Source organism: Streptomyces sp. NPDC059255 (assembly GCF_042752355.1).
In the GTDB taxonomy this organism is placed as follows: Bacteria; Actinomycetota; Actinomycetes; order Streptomycetales; family Streptomycetaceae; genus Streptomyces.
The window spans coordinates 64298-81351 of record NZ_JBHYZP010000034.1 but is presented as its reverse complement, the minus strand read 5'-3'; the positions used below and the strand labels follow the sequence as shown (position 1 = coordinate 81351).

The 17054-nt window shown below is 68.7% G+C and carries 19 protein-coding genes; 4 read left to right on the top strand and 15 right to left on the bottom strand.

The genetic code is table 11. The features are described 5' to 3' along the window. The 3 genes from ACFXKG_RS31480 to ACFXKG_RS31470 form a co-directional block, all read right to left on the bottom strand. A complete protein-coding gene (locus tag ACFXKG_RS31480; RefSeq protein WP_384846282.1) occupies positions 1–663 on the bottom strand; it encodes a ClpP family protease in 663 nt (220 codons plus the stop codon). Positions 664–792: 129 nt separating this feature from the next. Continuing rightward, on the bottom strand, positions 793–1701 hold the full coding sequence (locus ACFXKG_RS31475) for a phosphorothioated DNA-binding restriction endonuclease (RefSeq protein ID WP_384846280.1): 909 nt from the start codon (positions 1699–1701) through the stop codon (positions 793–795). A gap of 56 nt (positions 1702–1757) precedes the next feature. Then, positions 1758–2093 (bottom strand): hypothetical protein, encoded by a 336-nt coding sequence (locus ACFXKG_RS31470; protein ID WP_384846278.1) that lies wholly within the window; start codon positions 2091–2093, stop codon positions 1758–1760. A gap of 145 nt (positions 2094–2238) precedes the next feature. Here ACFXKG_RS31470 and ACFXKG_RS31465 point away from each other — a divergent pair, with 145 nt between their 5' ends. From ACFXKG_RS31465 to ACFXKG_RS31455, 3 genes are all read left to right on the top strand, one after another. After that, complete coding sequence (locus ACFXKG_RS31465) at positions 2239–3123, top strand: helix-turn-helix domain-containing protein (RefSeq protein WP_384846276.1); 885 nt, start codon at positions 2239–2241, stop codon at positions 3121–3123. A gap of 18 nt (positions 3124–3141) precedes the next feature. After that, positions 3142–3351 (top strand): DUF397 domain-containing protein, encoded by a 210-nt coding sequence (locus tag ACFXKG_RS31460; protein WP_384846274.1) that lies wholly within the window; start codon positions 3142–3144, stop codon positions 3349–3351. A 66-nt stretch (positions 3352–3417) separates the two neighbouring features. Next, positions 3418–4506 carry a protein kinase family protein gene (locus tag ACFXKG_RS31455; protein WP_384846272.1) on the top strand — a complete coding sequence of 363 codons (1089 nt, stop codon included), beginning with the start codon at positions 3418–3420 and terminating at the stop codon, positions 4504–4506. A 133-nt stretch (positions 4507–4639) separates the two neighbouring features. Here the strand turns inward: ACFXKG_RS31455 and ACFXKG_RS31450 are convergent, their stop codons facing one another. The 7 genes from ACFXKG_RS31450 to ACFXKG_RS31420 all read right to left on the bottom strand — a co-directional run bounded on the left by ACFXKG_RS31450 (position 4640) and on the right by ACFXKG_RS31420 (position 10179). Then, positions 4640–5158, bottom strand: a complete 519-nt coding sequence (locus ACFXKG_RS31450) for a hypothetical protein (RefSeq protein ID WP_384846270.1) — start codon at positions 5156–5158, stop codon at positions 4640–4642. 175 nt (positions 5159–5333) lie between these two features. Continuing rightward, positions 5334–7298, bottom strand: coding sequence for a hypothetical protein (locus tag ACFXKG_RS31445; RefSeq protein ID WP_384846268.1), 1965 nt, complete (start codon positions 7296–7298; stop codon positions 5334–5336). Positions 7299–7337: 39 nt separating this feature from the next. Beyond that, complete coding sequence (locus tag ACFXKG_RS31440) at positions 7338–7484, bottom strand: hypothetical protein (protein WP_384846266.1); 147 nt, start codon at positions 7482–7484, stop codon at positions 7338–7340. Positions 7485–7492: 8 nt separating this feature from the next. Beyond that, on the bottom strand, positions 7493–7693 hold the full coding sequence (locus ACFXKG_RS31435; RefSeq protein WP_384846264.1) for a hypothetical protein: 201 nt from the start codon (positions 7691–7693) through the stop codon (positions 7493–7495). Between the two features lie 792 nt (positions 7694–8485). Next, positions 8486–9064, bottom strand: coding sequence for a hypothetical protein (locus ACFXKG_RS31430; protein ID WP_384846262.1), 579 nt, complete (start codon positions 9062–9064; stop codon positions 8486–8488). 8 nt (positions 9065–9072) lie between these two features. After that, on the bottom strand, positions 9073–9606 hold the full coding sequence (locus ACFXKG_RS31425; RefSeq protein ID WP_384846260.1) for a methyltransferase domain-containing protein: 534 nt from the start codon (positions 9604–9606) through the stop codon (positions 9073–9075). A gap of 84 nt (positions 9607–9690) precedes the next feature. After that, positions 9691–10179, bottom strand: coding sequence for a MarR family transcriptional regulator (locus ACFXKG_RS31420; RefSeq protein ID WP_384846258.1), 489 nt, complete (start codon positions 10177–10179; stop codon positions 9691–9693). A gap of 102 nt (positions 10180–10281) precedes the next feature. On the opposite strand from ACFXKG_RS31420, the gene ACFXKG_RS31415 reads away from it, so the two are divergent. Then, positions 10282–10665, top strand: coding sequence for a hypothetical protein (locus ACFXKG_RS31415; protein ID WP_384846256.1), 384 nt, complete (start codon positions 10282–10284; stop codon positions 10663–10665). 85 nt (positions 10666–10750) lie between these two features. Here the strand turns inward: ACFXKG_RS31415 and ACFXKG_RS31410 are convergent, their stop codons facing one another. From ACFXKG_RS31410 to ACFXKG_RS31390, 5 genes are all read right to left on the bottom strand, one after another. Next, positions 10751–12019 (bottom strand): four-carbon acid sugar kinase family protein, encoded by a 1269-nt coding sequence (locus tag ACFXKG_RS31410; RefSeq protein WP_384846254.1) that lies wholly within the window; start codon positions 12017–12019, stop codon positions 10751–10753. Then, positions 12016–12963, bottom strand: coding sequence for a class II fructose-bisphosphate aldolase (locus ACFXKG_RS31405; RefSeq protein ID WP_384846252.1), 948 nt, complete (start codon positions 12961–12963; stop codon positions 12016–12018). The genes ACFXKG_RS31410 and ACFXKG_RS31405 overlap by 4 nt, the downstream gene beginning before the upstream one ends. Positions 12964–13087: 124 nt before the next feature. Beyond that, positions 13088–14455, bottom strand: a complete 1368-nt coding sequence (locus ACFXKG_RS31400) for an MFS transporter (protein WP_384846250.1) — start codon at positions 14453–14455, stop codon at positions 13088–13090. 79 nt (positions 14456–14534) lie between these two features. Then, positions 14535–15305, bottom strand: coding sequence for a FadR/GntR family transcriptional regulator (locus ACFXKG_RS31395; protein ID WP_384846248.1), 771 nt, complete (start codon positions 15303–15305; stop codon positions 14535–14537). Positions 15306–15424: 119 nt separating this feature from the next. After that, a complete protein-coding gene (locus tag ACFXKG_RS31390) occupies positions 15425–16774 on the bottom strand; it encodes an NAD(P)H-dependent oxidoreductase (RefSeq protein WP_384846246.1) in 1350 nt (449 codons plus the stop codon). Positions 16775–17054 lie beyond the last annotated feature (280 nt).

The window sequence follows — 17054 nt, the reverse complement described above, 5'->3', positions numbered from 1 at the left end:
TCAGAGTCCCATCCGTCGCTGCGCGGCGGCCGGCCGTACGTCGGCGAGCGACGAGACGACCCGGTCGACCATGCCGTACTCCCTGGCCTGCTCGGCGGTGAACCACCGGTCGCGGTCGCCGTCGCGGGAGACCGTCTCCACGGCCTGGCCGGTGTGCTCCGCCGTGATCCGCTCGATGGCCCCCTTCATGAATTCGAGGTTCTCGGCCTGGATCGCGATGTCGGCCGTGGTACCGCCGATGCCCGCCGACGGCTGGTGCATCATGATCCGCGCGTTCGGCAGCGCGGCACGCTTCCCCTTCGCCCCCACCGTGAGCAGGAACTGCCCCATGCTCGCGGCGAAGCCGATGGCGAGCGTGGCGACGTCGTTCGGGATGAGCCGCATCGTGTCGTAGATCGCCAGCCCGGCCGTCACGGAGCCGCCGGGGCTGTTGATGTAGAGCCCGATGTCGCCGCGCGGATCCTCGGCGGACAGGAGCAGCAACTGCGCGCAGACCCGGTTCGCGGAGACATCGGTGACCTCGGTGCCGAGCACGACGATGCGCTGGGTCAGCAGCCGCGCGGCGAGATGATCGTCGAACGGGGTGGTCGCCGCCGCGGTGCCCTGCTCGGAGGCGTGGGGCGGTCGCAGCGGGAAATCCAGGTCGGTGACGAGTGGAGACATGAGCCCTCCTCAAGATGACGCGGCGCCGGTCGCCGCGCCTTCCTCCCCACCCTTGCCCGGCCACCGCCCTGACGCCGGGTTTCTCTGCCGGCAGCAGATCAGCCAACGGCAGAGCGGCCGTTCGTCCGCTCAGACCGGCTCGGGCGTACGGGCCTCGCCCCGGAACACCTGCGCCGTATGCCAGTCGACGTGTTCGGTGGCGACGCCGGTGCTGCCGCTCTGCGGGCCCACGAGTTCTTGCCCGCTCAGGTCGAGCACATGGCTCCGCGCGGCGCGGCCACGGCCGACGAACTCCCGGGAGACGGTGATCCGCCGACGGGAGTCCAGGCCCAACACGCCCCGGTCGAACAGCTTGTGGTGCAGCGAGCACAGGCACAGCGCGTTGGACAGCTCGTCGGGACCCCGGAACGCCCACCACCGCACGTGCGCGGCCTCCAGCCCGACCGGCAGCCCGCCGAGAGAACCGTCGAAGCCGCAGAAGGCGCACCGGTATTCGTACGCGACGAGCACTTGTCTGCGCAGCTCGACACCGCGCCGCCGGTCCTCCCGTACGGCGGGGGCGGCAGCCGATGCGACGGCGGCGTCCAACTCCAGGTCGAGACCGACATCGTTGGCGATGTCCGCGTGGAGCGACGGCGGGAAGTGCGTGTCCAGCAGCAGGTGTACGAGCCGCCCGAGCAGCCCCGGGTCCACGTCCAGCGCGGCCCGCAACTCCGGCACGAGCCGCCCCGCCGCCCCGCTGTCGCGCAGCGCCCGCACCCCCGTGCCAGGGCTCGGGTCACCGGTGTCGGTCCGTACGGCCCACACCCCGTCGCTGACGAGGTGGTGGAACGGGTACGCGGGCGATGTCGGGTTCGGGGGACCGTAGTTGCGCAGCAGCCCGCTCAGGTCGCGCTCGATGTCGGAGTAGCGCAACGCCCGCTCCGGTCCGTGCCGGAACCGCCCCAGCGCGTACAGCATCAGCAGCGGCTTGTGCGGCGCGCGTACCCCGTTGCTCGTCCACTGCCGCAGACTTCCCACCCGCTCCATCCAGTCCATGACACGCGACTGTAGGCACTGCCGGCTCGACGGCGCGTACCCGGCCCACCCGGGGGTCAGGCCGCCCCGGGCACCCACACCACCCGCGCAGTGGTGTCGTCGCCCCGGCCGAACCTCCCGACGGCACGGTCCAGCGAGCGCACACGCATCCGGATGCCGCCGGAAGCGCTCACGATCTCGGCATGCTCCTCGAAGGCCATCCCCCACGCGGCGACCCACGCGTCGGCGTCCTCGGGGCCGGTGCCCGCGGGCTCGTACGTCTGGACGACGGCGAAGAGCCGGGGCGCGGTGACGGCGACCAACTCGTCGGCCAGGGCGTTGAATTCGGCGCGGGTGAGGGGCGGGTCGCTGGGGACGGAAGGGGTGGGGGCTGCTGTTTCGGCTGACATCATGTCCTCCTACTGAGCGTAATTATGTCGCTTCCTTGCGTGACACTATGGTGGACCGGGTGATGCAGATGAAAGTGGGTCTTCCATTTTTCGCTCGTACGGGTCACTCGTCCGCAGTGCGGAACCGGCAGAGGAGTGAGGGGTAGTCATGACGCTGAGCCAGCATGGTGGATCGTCAGTGGTGCGACGCTGGCAGCTTGCCGACACACTCAAGGGACTGCGCGATCAGGCAGGTCTCACGCAGGAGCAGGCAGTTGGCAAGCTCAAGGAAGGGGCTGGACGCTGGTCCGCGGCGAAACTCTCCCGTATCGAGACACGAGTCCACCGGGTCAAGCCGCGCGAGGCGGAGCAGCTCTTGGACGCGTACGGCGTCATGGACACCGAACTGCGCGCTGCTCTGATGCAGTTGGCCACCACATCGGCCGAACAGGGATGGTGGGTCAGCTTCGGCGATGAGCTGCCCGACGCGGTGAAGCCGCTGATCAGCATCGAGGACGGCTTGGTGGCTCTCCGTGACTTCCAGCCGCAATTGTTCCACGGCCTGTTGCAGACGGCCGACTATGCCCGCGCGATGATGAACGCGGTGTCGCCGGGCGCGTACGGCCCGGAGGAGCTCGAACGCCTCGTCACCGCGCGGATGATCCGTCAGCACGTACTGGCCAAGAGCTCGCCGCCGCGTACCCACTTCATCATCGACCAGGCGGTCCTGGAGCGTTTCGTCGGTGACGCGAGCATCATGCGCGCGCAGTTGCGCAAGCTGCTCGACGTTGCGGAAGGCCCGCACGTGACCGTCCAGGTACTGCCCCGGGATGCGGGCGGTACCCCGGGCATGGAAGGCCCATTCGCCCTTCTCTCGCTGCCGGACCCCATCCCGGACATCGGCTACACGGAGGGCCCCGCGGGTATGCTCTATATCGAGGATCGCGACCGCGTTCGCTTGTTGACACTGAGGTTCGGCATCCTCACCGAACTGGCGCTCTCGTGCGCCGACTCGACGGATCTCATCATCGAAGCGATGAACTCATACGCATGAGACAGGGAGCGAGTGGTGATGCCGGAGAACGACCCGCTGGCACAGGTGACCTGGCGTAAAAGCAGTTACACAGGTGGGAGCAATGGCGGCGGCGGCGACTGCGTCGAAACCGCCACCCTCCCCGACGGCCGCGTAGCGTTCCGCGACAGCAAGCGCCCGGAGGGCGGCGTGGTGCTCTTCGGCCGTGCGGAGATGACATCCTGGCTCCAGGACATCAAGGCGGGGTAGCCCCACGACCTCGCCGACACCGGGGCGGCGCCCCCGCCCGGAGCGGAAGACGAGGTCGGCATCCGGATGCGTGGAGCGGTCGAGTGCTCTGACCTGTCGGGTGACGCGCGTCCGGCTGCGTACAGCCGTGTTTCCACGTCGCTGGCCCTGCGCAGTGACCGGGGGCTGCGTGAGCTCGTGGACGCCGCTGAGCCGCTCGGTTCCGGTATCGGCGGGAGGTCGGCACTGCTGGAGGTATCGGGTACGCCGGTCTTCGTGAAGCGGGTGCCCCTCACGGACATCGAGCGACTGCCGGAACACCGCCGATCCACGGCCAACGTGTTCGGACTGCCCACTTTCTGCCAGTACGGCATCGGCGCACCCGGTTTCGGGGCGTGGCGGGAGCTCGCCGCCCACACCATGACCACGAACTGGGTGCTCGCGGGGGAGTGCGAGGGGTTCCCGCTCATGTACCACTGGCGCGTGCTCCCGGACACCGCGCCCGACCTTCCGGCGGAGCTTGCCGACGTGGAACGGGCCGTGGCCTACTGGGGAGGCGGGCCGGAGATACGCCGTCGTATCGAGGCGTTTCAGCGATCCTCGGCGAGCCTCGTGCTCTTCCTGGAGTACATCCCCCAGACCCTGCACGCGTGGCTCACCCAGCAGGTAGGCGCTGGTGGTGAGAGCGCCGACCGGGCCTGTTCCCTGGTGGAGAAAGAGTTGGAGACCGGTACCTCCTTCATGAGCGAGCGCGGGCTCCTTCACTTCGACGCCCACTTCGAGAACATCCTGACGGACGGCCGGCGTCTCTACTTCGCCGATTACGGCCTGGCTCTCTCGTCGCGGTTCGACCTGTCACCCTCCGAGGCCGATTTCTTCGACAGGCACAGAACCTACGATCGCGCCTACACGGTCAGTTACCTGGTGAACTGGCTGATCACTGCCGTGTATGGGTACGAGAGGGCGGAGCGCCAGGCACTGATCCACGCATGCGCCGAAGGGAAGCGCCCTCCGGCAGGCCCGCGAGAGGTCACTGCGATCCTCACCCGCCACACACCGCTCGCCGCGGTCGTGACGGACTTCTACCTCAAGCTCCAGCACGAGAGCCGGGAAACCCCGTATCCGCTGGAGGCGATCCACCGGGCCTGCCAAGCCGACAGGCCATGGCCTGGCTGAGGGACCCGATATCCCCCGTGAGTCCGGCTGTGTCCCGTAGCCGTAGCGCCCTCCGGGCCTTGCTGTTCGCAGCGGGCGAGATCGAGTCCGCGGTCAGCGCAGCCGCTCCCTGTACTCCGCGAACGGCACCGACTCAGCCAGAGCCCGGTCGCGGTCCGGATCGGACTGCCTCTTCGGGGGTGCTGTAAGCCTTGGCTACGGGATCCTTCGCGAGCGGATTGTTCTCGCAGCCGAGCGCTTCGACGGCTTTTCGAGCCATGAGATAGAGGAAAGTTATCTGCCGATCCCGTGTGTTCTTGTCTGCTTCGGTGCCTGCGTATGCCGTGTTTGAAGACTCCGCCTGAAGGAGAGTCTGTTGGGACGGTTCGCTCAATTCGCCGGGCAAGTCGCATGTGATGCGAATTCTGGAAAGAGTCTCGTCGGACTCGCCGAGAACGTTGTTGAGGTTGTAATAGCTCGCCTCGTTTGCCGGTCGGCCCCATTCGCGCGGATTGCTGCGCGAGGTCCAGCGAAACTCGACATGCAGGGCTTCACCCCCACCGGTCTTGTGGATCTTGGGAGAGAAGGAGCATGCTTGGACTGTGTACTCCGTGCGGCCGGGTTTCCAAGCCCGTAGCTCGTCGGGAAGTTTCTCCGACAGATCAGAGGTCATGTTGAATGTCGAAGTCTTGTATTCGTCCGTGCTGAGCAGTTGCTGTACGAGCTTTCCCTCGCGTGAGGCGCGGCTGTGGCTGCACGGATCGCTGTCCGGCTGATCTGGGCTTTCGGAGGTACAGGAAGCCGCAGTCAATATGCATACCGCGAGGACTGCAGAGACTCTCAGAGGTTTACGGAACCTTGAGGTGGGCATCGGCTGCAGCGCGTCCGTCGCTGTGTCCCGTGTTTGCGTCGCCCCTTGCCGTTTTATAGGAATTGTCTTCGGTGATTCCATTGCTTTCTCCCCACTCCTCGAACAGCTTATTGGTTCCATCCACGCCTTTGGCGAAATTATCGCTGGAGTTGTTTTTCCCCTCGTCCTCGGCCGCGCTGGTGACGTCCTTGGTCCAGTCATATGCCAGGGAGTCGATCAGGCCGCCTCCCACGGTGCTCAATATTGGGATCTCGCCGATGAGGCCGTTTGCGCCTATGGATGAATAGGTGGCGGTGTCCTCGGCCCACTCCACTCGGTCATCCATTTTGTCCTTGTATACATCGGCGCCGATTCCGTTCAGGGCACCCATCGCCATGCCGATCTCTTTCCCGCGAACATTCCAGTCGGCGCTCGAATCGTGATTCGACTCGGGCTTGAAATCCGGAGCCTGGGCGAGTTGGTCCGCGCCGTAGGCCCGCTCCGTCTCGTACAGGAGGGAGAAGGCGGGCGCGTCGTCCGCTATACCCCGCATCACGCGTACGAGGCTGGCCTGGCCGACGGCTATGTGTGCCTTGTCGCCGGAGCCGTTGATGTTGTCGGCGCCGGCGACGCCGCCGTAGGCGGATTCCTGGCCGTTGAGGATGATGTGGGTGTCGGCGACGTAGTCGGTGAGGGCTCGGGCCATGGGCTGGCGGAGGTTCTCCAGGTCCTTCGGGAATTCGTCGCCGCCCGCTTCGTCGAGGAACTTGATCGCGTTGTGCATCACGCGGGCCTGGCCCTCGGTGTGCGGGCCGGGTTCGCCCGGTTTGGCGCCGGGTTCGTTGCCGGTGGCGGCGGCTTCGATGGCGGCGCCCAGGCTCGCGGCCCTGTCGGGGTTTTCGAGTTCCCTGACGGCACCCGGGACCGCGATGTAGTCCTCCGGCCATTCACGGTCCTTGAGCAGATACTCCAGGTGGTCGTTCTTGTTGCCTGCGGCCTCGGGGTCGAGGAAGTACGTTGCCGCGTCCGGATCTTCGCTCATGATCTTCAGAAGGCCGTCCAGCGGGTCCGACACCAGGTTCGGACGGCTCACGTCGTAGGCGTGCGTCCACTCGTTGGGTTCCGCTTTCTCGACCTTGATGATGCCGTCGCCGACATCGTTGAGGAACTGCTTCCCGTATCCCTCACCGTTCGTCATGAGCGTGACCAGCGCCTGATACCCCGCCGTCGGTGCGAGGCCGCCGCCGATGTTGTCGTCGCCCACCTCTTTGAGCCCCTTCATGAAGGGCTTGTAGGCGTAGCTGTCAGGGTCCTTCGTACCGGAGGCCACCGTGGTGGCCAGGCTGGTGTTGATGGACTCGTAGAGCTTCCTGTCGCCCGCGGAGGCGCCGTGTTCGTTGGCCGCCAGGTTCATCTGGTCGGCGAGCCGTACCGTGCCCTCCGCCCCGAGGGCGTTCAGGTACGCCTCGCTGAAGTGCTTGTCCTTGGAGTTCTCCTTCATGACGTCGCGGTACTGCCGGATCTCCTTCTCCGACGCCTCGCCCGCGTTGATCTTCTCCGTGAGGCCGAGTGCCTCGACGGCCTGGACATCGCCCACGGGCTTGGCGTTGAAGCCGAAGAGCGCGGTGTTGTCGGCGCCCGACGCGTTCAGCAGAGCTGTCTTGACGTCCTGGTCGAACTCGGTGACCGCCCGCACCGCGGCCATGATGTTGCTGGTATACGAGTTCTCCACGTTGGGGAGGTCCGGGTCGTGGCGCACGGACTTCGCGGTGGCCTCGTCGACCTTGCTGTAGTCGTAACGCGCCGTCCCCTGGTCGGAGACCTTCATGCCGGCCTTGACGGCATCGGCGACGGCCGACTCCACCTTCCCCTTGAGATCGGTGAACGTCGTGTGGGCGTCGCGCAGAAGCGACTCCATGCCGAGTGCTTCCTTCTGCGCGGCATCGAACTGGCCGCGTGTCATGTTGAAGTCCAAAGCGGCAGCCGACGCGCTCGCGCCCGTTCACCTGTCCTCCGAGGTGACGCTCTGGACGTCTTTCTCGTACAGGTCCTCAAGCTTTTTGAACCGGGCGGCCATGTCCTTCCAGCCGTCCGCCGCCGCAGTCAGCTCGGAGAGCTTTATGTGCAGGACGTCGTCGTAGCTGGGCATGGCTCCCCCTAGATTCCGTTCACTTTTGATCGCAGCGGCGCGAACCCGGCCTCGGTGGTCACATCCTGGCCGGCCAGCAGATTCGACGCGCCCCGCAGTCCGACCTTCTCTGAACTCAGCCGGCCCATCAGCCGCGTCACCTGGGAGTCCCAGTGCTCGTGGGCCTTCTTCAGGCCCGCGCCGGTGTCCCACCCCTTGAACTCCGCCACGGCGACCCGCGTGGGCTCATCGGCCGCGTTCGCGTCACTCCTGGTCCTCGGTTCGAGCTGGTGCTCTATGGTGTTGGCCGCCTTTTTCTTCGCTGCGGGGACCGTAGCCAGATCGGGGTCTCCGGACGACGCGGACCGCCGCGGTCGAGTTGATTGAGCCGCATGTCCGACGACTGGCGTTCGACCACCGTCTGCTTCTGCTGAGCCCACTCTTCCTCGAACGACATCGCTCCCCCTCCGTTGCGGACCGGCGGATCCGGCGGACCCAACTGAGTCCGGGACACCGCGCGACGCGGTGCCCCGGACTCAGGAGGCCATTTTGATCAGCCTTGGGAAAGCAGTCGGTCATCTCCCCGGACCGCACACGTAACGAGTGGCGCATGTACACGGTTTAGCCACGTGGCGTGGGCGCGTGACGGCGACGGCCCCTCAAGGACTGTGGCGTCACTTGCGCTGACTGCCTCGTACAGCGCCAGGAGCCGGTGGCGGCCGTCCTGGGGGCGCCCGGCCCGGATGTGTGCGTGAGGTTGACCAGGCCAGGCCCTGGCCCCCTTGGCACTCGCCGGTTTCGGCGAGCTCAACCAGTGCGCTGACGCGGGTGGGCAGTGGCAGACAGGAGGGGCGGAATCGCGCGACGAGCTGGAAACGCCTCGCGATTGGTCCACTGAGGTCCATGTGTTTCCTCCCGGACGACAGGTGTTCGGTGCCGGTTGAGGACGAACCGGCTGGTCTTCAGCGACCAGCCGGTTCTCGCCGGTCACCGGTGGAGGCGACCGGCGGGAAGCAAGCGGCCTACCACTTGACGACGATCTGGTTGAGCGGGGTGTCGAAGGCGAAGCGGCCGAGGCGCAGGTCCACAGGCTCGGCGTCGAGGGGCCGCAACTCGAACGTAGCCTCGCGTGAGCGGTACTCCCGGTCCCAGGTACGCATGGACTCGGCGACCCGCTCGGCCAGTTCGTCGCCGCCGTGGCCATGTCCGACGACCCCGAACTCCCACAACTTGCCCCCTTCGGAGGTCCGCTCGGTGGACAGGCGACGGGTGAGATAGGTCAGAGCGCCCTTCTCGAACACCGCGGTGGAACTCGGGTACGGGGTGGTGAGCAGGCCGCTGCTGGTGGCCTCCTTCTTGGCGGGCATGTAGTTCAGACCGTTGGGCATCGTGCAGGTCAGCCACAGCTCCATCCACTCCGGCGACTCCATCGCGCGGTAGAGCACGTCGGACCACACCACGATGCGAGGCTGGTCCAGGACGTCGGCCAGGGCGTGCTCGTCCACCGCCTGCGCCTGGTTGGTCCGGAGGCTCACCATGCCCGTCGAGGTGACCGGGACGAGGCGCCGCTCGTCGTCGGCGATGCCTCTCCTGAGCGGCATGAACGTGTTCATCTCGCTATGCCGTGGGCCCCCACAGTGTCGACGATCTTGGGGTAGGGGGCGCCGTCGGCGTGGCCGACTGCTCCGTCCCGGAGAATGACCTCGACGTTCGAGAAGCCGGCCGTGGCGAGGTTCGAGTGGGCGCCTTCCACGATGTCGTCGTCCACGTCGAGTGTGACGACGCGACCGTCGGCGCCGGTCAGGTGCGCGAGCAGGGCGGCGTTGTACCCGGTGCCGGCGCCCAGTTCGAGCACCGACTCGCCCGGTTGGACTTGCAACTGCTCCAGCATCAAGCCGATGACACTGGGTTGGGACGCGCAACTGATTGACGCACCGTCGTCGCCGTTCTTGATGCTGACGGTCCTGTTCGCGTATGCCTCTTCGAGCGGCACCTCGGGCGCGAACAGATGGCGGGGTACGGTCCGCATCGCCTTCTCGATACGGGGGGTGCGCACTCGTCCTTCCGTAACGGCCTGGTCCACCAGGCTGTCGCGGAGACGCTCGGCAGCGGTGTAGGTCTCTTCGACGGTGTCGCCGTTCACTCCACCGACAGTAGTGCTCTCGAGGTTCACCCCGGAGGCCGATACGGCGGTGTCACTCGGTCCCATGACTGCTTCTTTCGCGGCTCAGCCCGGTTCCTCGTCGCTGACTGCGGCTTCGTAGGCGAGCAGTGTGTCGACGAAGACCTGTCGCTGATCCGGTGTCAGGGGGGCCAGTGCCTTGCGCCATGCGGCCGCGCCCGGGGCGAGCCAGGAGGTGATCGCGGGTTGTTGGTCGGCCGCGATGCCGATGATCCGCCGGCGGCGATCCGCCTCGTCCTCGCGCCGTTCCAGGATTCCTTGCCGGCTCAGGTCGCCGACCAGCAGGCTCACTGTCGTCGGGGCGATCTGCAGTCGAGCGGCCAGCTCGTTCACGGTCATCGGCCCGTCGAAGAGCAGGTAGGAGAGCAGGGAGAGGTGACGCGGCGCCAGCGAGAAGGACTGCAGCGCCTCGGGCACGGGGATCTTCTTGACCCGGCCCACCATGCGGGGCATGAGCAGCAGCAGGGCCCTGACGGTGTCATCCACTCCGTTCCCGTCACCCTTGTCGGCATCGTGCGCCCTGGGTGTTGACATCGCACACCCCTCCTCATTTATCTTTACCTTCAAAGCTATTTTGCTTTGCTCGCAAAGTGAATTCTCTTCATGGTACCCACCAGCGCGAACGGAGACTCCGCCATGCCGCACTTCAACGTGCACATCCGCGAGGGAGCCCTCGACGGGGCGATCGAACCGAAGCTGATCAGCGCCTTGACCGACGCGGTCGGTGCCGTCTACGGCGAGGAGTTCCGCCGCCTGGTCGGGGTGGACCTGATCGGCATCCCGCAGAATCGCCGGGGCATCGGCGGCGTCCCCGCCGAGATCGACGCCCCGCTCGTCACTCTCAGCATGCGCGAGGCCGCTTATCACCTTCCGGAGATCCCGGACGCTCCCGCCCGCCTGGTCGCCACCACCACCGACGCGCTGGTCAGCGTCCTTGGTGAGGACATCCGTCAGCAGATCATCGTGACGATCGTCGGCGTGCCGGACGGTCGCACCGGAGTCGCCGGCGCGGTGGCCTGACGCACGTGTGTGGGCCGGGACCGCCGGCCCCGGCCCACACACCACACAATCCTCGACAAGCCGGTGAACCTATGCGGTCACAGCGCTACGCGCCCAGCCCCTTCAGCGCCTCGACCAGCGTCGCCTCGCCCCCGACGTTCCCCGGGACCACGACATACGGCACGGTCCCGGCGTCCCGCGCGGGCAGGTCCCAGACGCTGATCCCGGTGAGGAGCTGTCCCCGTACCCGGGCCACCCGGGCGCCGAGGCCCGCGCCGGCCACCTCGGCCGAGGTGATGCCGCCCTTCGCGATCACCGCGGAGACCTCGTCGGCCAGCAGCCGTACCGCCGTGGTCAGCGCCGTCATGACGCGTTCCCCGTGGTCCAGCGTGTTGTCCTCGGCCCGGCGCAGCCGCTCGCTCGCGAGGACGGCGACCCCGTGGGCGCGCAGCTCCGCCCGCGCGCGCTCCACCAGTTCCGTGCCGGCCGCCACCGGGTCGCCGAGCGCGGCGTCCGTACCGAGGACGACGGCGCGCACGCCCCGTTCCCGTTCCAGGAAGGCGAGTTGGGCCGTCGCGCCGGAGGTGTGCGAACCGCAGACGATGAGCACGGGCCCGGCGGGGCGGCTCAGCGGAGTGGGCAGGGTGCCCGTGCTCGTGGCGTCGGCGCAGCGGGCCGCGAGCGGCGCGGCGCAGCGTACGACGATGTTCCGGCCCGCGGCCCACGCCTGCTCCAGGGCCCGGTGCACGAGGTCGATGTCCTCGTCGCGTACGGCGTCGGGGGCCACGACCGTACCGGCGTCCGCGGTGAGCAGGGCCTCGGTCAGCGCCTGCCCGTCCGTGGAGCGGAGCGCGTCGAGGGGCACGGTCCGCGCGGCACGCCCGCCGCCCTGCTCGGCCGCGTAGCCGGGCAGATCGCTGGAGCGGAAGCCGAACACGGGATCCCGCGCGTACTCGGTCTCCGCGGCCGGGACGTCGTCGTCCCCGACCCGTACGTGGTGCACCCCGCCGCGGGTGGTCCGGCCGCCGGCCGGGAACGCGGGGACGAACAGCAGGACGGAGTCGTCCGTCGCGAAGACGTCGCTCTCGGCGAAGACATGGCCGCGGAGGGTGGAGTCGCCGCGCAGCACGAACCGTACGCCGTCGCCGAGCCGGCCCACCGTTTCGAGCGCCGCCCGGCGGATCCGGCCGACCAGCGCGACGGCCTCCGTCTCGTCGAGCGCGCGGCTGTTGGTGAGGACGTAGAGGGCGTCGTCCGTACGGAACGCCTCCTCCACCCGGTCGGAGAGCGACGCCTCGTCGAGGTCGAGGAGGACGGGAACGCCGGTGGCGGACTGGGTGCCGGTGGGGTCGTCGTCGAGGACGAGAGTCTTCATCGGAGGTCTCCACTGAGGGCTGAGGCGGACGAGGTCGAGGAGGGGGCCGAGGGGGCCAGGGCGGCCGGGGCGGGCGGGGTGGCCAGGGCGGCCGGGGACAGGGCGTGGATCGCGGCCTCGGCGCGTTCGGTGACGGCGGCCGACCACGCGGCGAGCAGCGCGTCCATGTTGAGCCCGCGCGCACGCCGTACGGGGACCTCCGCCATGAGGGTGTCGAAGACGGTCTGCCGAAGCTCGGTGTTGATGTTGACCTTGCACACACCATGGCCGATGGCGCGGGTGAGATCGGCCGCCGGCAGCCCGGAGGCGCCGTGCAGGACGAGCGGCACGTCGGTGCGCTCCCGTATCGACACCAGCCGCGCCCAGTCCAGTTCGGGCGGCGCCGGATAGCGTCCGTGCACATTGCCGAGGGACACGGCGAGCAGGTCCGCGCCCGACCGGTCCAGGAAGGCGCCGACCCGGCCGGGGTCGGTGAGCGCCCCCGCCGCCGCCTGCGCGGCCACGGCCGCGATGTCCTCGTCCCCCTCGATACGGCCCAGTTCGGCCTCGACGGTGACCTGCGGGAAACGGGCCGCGAGCCGCTCCCGTACGGCGGCGACGAAGGCGGCGTTCGCGTCCTCGCCGCCACGCGAACCATCGGCGAGGACGGAGTCGGCGCCCGCCTCGACGGCCGCTTCGATGAGATCCGTGTCGGTGGCGTGGTCGAGTTGCAGGCAGACCGGGACCGCGGCGTGGTCGGCGAGGGACCGCAGGGCGCGGACCAGGTCGAGACCGTGCGGCCCGGCGGCCGTCCTGGGGGAGACCAGCAGGGCGACTGGCGAGCCGGTCCGGGCCGCCGCGTCGGCCACACCCGCGGCGGTCGCCAGGTCGTAACACGTGAAGGCGGGCAGGGCCGCGCCCGCGCTACGGCGGTCGGCGGCCAGATCGGTGAGTCGAGCGCGCATGGTTCCTCAAGAGGGAAGGGGGAGAAGGGAGTACGGGTACGGGTGGGAGAGGGAGGACCGGAGGCACGGTCCCGACCCGGGGAGGACCGGCGCGGCACGGACCTCCCCGGGGCGGGCCGTGCCCTCAGCCCGACACCACCGCGGCGTGCTGCTCCGGAGCCGGTCTCCGGGCCGCCCGTACGGGATGGGTCTCCCGGGTGAGCAGCGCGGTGACGAGGCCGATCAGTCCGCAGGCGGAGAAGAGGAGGGCCACCCCGCCCCAGCCCCACGCCTCGGCCAGCGCGGCGGCGATGAAGGGGATGAAACCGGAGATCGCCGCCGAGAACTGATAGCCGAGCGAGGCGCCCGACGTACGGACCCGGGCGTCGAACAGCTCGGAGAACCAGGCTCCCTGGGTACCGGCCAGCGAGTCGTGGCAGAGCGAGAGACCGAGGATGAACGCGGCCACGACCGCCACCGAGCTACCGGTGTTGACCAGCAGGAACAGCGGGAAGCCGAAGAGCAGGGTGAGGGTGGAGCCCACGAGGTAGACGGGCCGGCGGCCGAAGTGGTCCGACAGCCGGCCGAAGAGCAGGGTGGTGCCGGTGCCCAGCAGCGCCGCGACGATCAGTCCGGTCAGCGCGACCGAGCGGCTCACGATGTCCTCGGTCTTGAGGTAGCTGAGCAGATACGTGACGATCACGTAGAAGCCGCCCGTCTCCGCCAGCCGCAGCCCGATGACCCGCAGCACGGTGCGCCCGTCCTTGCGCAGCACCTCCAGCACGGGGCTCTTGGCCACCTCGCCGGAGCGCTGGAGCTCCTCGAACTCGGGAGACTCCGAGATCTTCAGCCGGATGATCATGCCCACGCCGATCAGCAGCGCGCTGAGGATGAACGGGATCCGCCACGCCAGGTGGCTGTCGAACTGCGCGGCGATCAGGAAGGCCACGTTGGCGAGCAGCAGTCCGAGCGGCACTCCGGCCTGCGGGATCGCGGAGTACAGCCCCTTGCGGCGGAGCGGGGCGTGCTCGTACGTCATGAGGATCGCGCCGCCCCACTCGGCGCCGAAGCCGATGCCCTGGATCAGGCGCAGCAGCACCAGCAGGACCGGGGCGAGCGCGCCGACCTGCGCGTAGGTGGGCAGGAAGCCGATGGCGGTGGTCGCGAGGCCCATCACGATCAGGGCGGCGACCAGGACCGGCTTGCGTCCGATCCGGTCACCGAGGTGACCGCCGATGATCCCGCCGAGGGGGCGCATCGCGAAACCGACGGCGAGGGTGGCGAACGAGGCCAGGGTGGCGACGAAGGACGAGGAGTCGGGGAAGAACACGTCGCCGAAATAGAGCGCGGCGGCGGTGCCGTAGGCGAGGAAGTCGTAGTTCTCGACCGTCGTGCCGACCGCGCTGCCGAGGGCCACGCGCAGCTTGTCGGGCGATCCGTCCTGGCCGGCGGCTCGCTGGGACGGGGACGCGGACTGGGACGGTGGCTGGGGCTGGGGAACGGCGGTGCTCATGGTGCGGCTCCTGATGGGTGCGAGGCCCGGCCCTCCCTGACCGGCCGTCGCTCCCGTCCGCCCTCCTGGGGCGCCGTGGCTACGGCTGGAGGGTGTCGGTGCGGGGCCCGGCGGCTCTGCCGAGTCCGTATGTGTCTGCGTAGAACGTGGTGATGTGCGCTCGGACCAGGGCGACGGCCGCTTCCGCGTCCCGGCGCTCGATCGCCGCGAGGATGTCGCGGTGCTCCTTGCGGACGGTCCGGGCCGTGAGGCGCCAGTCGTCCAGTTGTTCGTAGGCGTCGACCATCCGGCGCTCGATGGCGGTACGGAGCGATCCCATGAAGTGGGCGCTCAGCGAGTTGCCCGCCGATTCCGCGATGGTCACGTGGAACTCGGCATCGAGGTGGTTGAACGCGCGCGCGCTCAGTTCCGGGTCGTCCATCCGGTCGAGTACGCCGGTCAGTTTCGTGATGTCTTCCCCGGTGGCCTGGCGGGCCGCCTCGGCGGCCACCCACACTTCGAGGGCGAGCCGGGTCTGGAGTACGTCGGTGTCACTGAAGTGACCGAGGGCGAGCTGGAGCCTGAGCAGATCCGCGAAGCCCGAGCCGGGGTGCCCGACGAAGACCGAGCCGCCCTCCCGCCCGGCGCCGGCTCTGACGTCGACGATGCCGAGTGCCTGGAGCACCCGCAGCGCCTCGCGCAGTGAGGGCCGGCTGACCTCCAGCAGCTGGGAGAATTCCCGCTCGCTGGGGAGCCGGTCGCCGGGTTTGAGATAACCGTCCGAGATCCGCTGCTCGATCTGGGCCATCACCTGCTCGTAGGTGCGGACCTTGCGGACAGGTTCCCAGGGCTCGTGCCGCGCGTCGCTCACTTCAGCTCCTCCAGGGGCGGGGAGGGCGCCGGCGGTCCGGTCACCCTGGACGGGACGGCCGCGGCGCTTCCCCCGGGCGGCCCCGCCGGGGGGATCCGGCGGCTCCACCGAGGAACCGGTCAGCCCGAGACGGCGAGGACTCCGGACTCCAGCTCCCGGCGCAGCCGCACGGCGGTCAGCGACTCGTCCACGGCGACGTCGTCGGAGCTGAGCACAGCGCCGGCCGCAACGTCCCTCGTGAGCTTAACTCCATGGGCGAGTCCCATCGGCAGGGCGCGGGAGGCGAGCGAGGCAGGGGCCGGGGCGAGCTTCCCGAAGACCATGTAGCCGCCCTCGCCGTCGAGCACCTCGCCGGCCTTCAGGTCACGCTTGGCGACCGAGACGACATCGCCGTAGAACGCCTGGGCGGCACCGGTCGCCTCCCCGCGTACGACGGCGGAGGCGACGCTGACACCCAGCTCCAGGCCGATCATGTGGTACGGACGGTAGAGCGAGCCGTAGCGCCCGGTCGGGTCGGTGCGCACGCCGTACTCGGCGAAGCACTGCGCCGCGTAGTCGGTGCGGGCCTCGAAGGTCACGTACACCCCCCAGCGCAGATCGCGGGCGAGCGCGCTGCCGTCCCGGTTGAGGCTGGAGATGACCTCGACGGTGCCCCGGCGGCTGAGGGTGCCGCCCAGTTCCCTGGGGCGCAGCGCGGTGGCCAGGTCGTCGACGTCGACGGGCGGGAAGAAGAGGCCCTCCTCCTGCGGCAGCAGGCCGGTGGCGTTGGAGACCGCCGCCATCTCGATGGCCGACTTGGTGCCGTCGAGGAAGGAGTTGAACATCTTCGGGTTGAAGTCGCCGGTGGCGAGCTGTTCCTCGGTGAAGCCGTAGTAGTCCCAGACGGTGTCGGGCGTGGACTGGTTGTACTCCGGCAGGTACTTGGTGCCCTTGCCCGCGGCGACGACGTCGAAGCCGACCGTGCGGCACCAGTCGACCAGTTCGCTGATGAGGGCGGGCTGGTCGCCGTAGGCCATCGTGTAGACGACACCGGCCTTACGGGCCTTCTCGGCCAGGACCGGTCCGACCATGCAGTCCGCCTCGACGTTGACCATCACCACGTGACGGCCCGCGTCGATGGCCCGGTCGGCGTGGTAGGCGCCGGCGATCGGGTTCCCGGTGATCTCCAGGACCACTTCCAGGCCGGGTACGTCGATGAGGTCGTCGGCGCTGTCGGTGACATGCGTGCCACCGGTGCGCAGCGCCTCCTGGAACGACGCGGCGGCATAGCGCTCCGCGGGCCATCCCGTGCGGTCGAGGGCGGCCCTCGCCCGGTCGGTGCTGAGGTCGGCGACTCCCACGACATGGATGCCGGGGGTGTTGACGGCCTGGGTGAGGAACATGGAGGAGAACTTGCCGGCGCCGAGGACGCCGACCCGGACCGGTCCGGCGTCCTCGGTGCGCCTGGCCAGCAGGCTGTGGAGGTTCATGCGGCTCCTTCGAGTCGATGCTCGTCGGTGTGTTGCGGTGGTGTGGTGTAGTGCGGTGTGTTGCGGAGCGGTGTGCAGCGGTGTGTCGCTCCGATGCCGTGCCGCGGTGTGATGTGTGGCGGTGATGTGAGGCCGGGCCGGTGTGGCTGATTGCCATCCGTTTTTATGGTCTGACCATTTGACCAGTTGCCCAAGTGCCCGCAACTATGGCAGCGCATTGCCGGGTGGTCAAGAGTGACTCAGGTCACGTGGACCCCGCCCGCATGCAGGGCGAGAATGC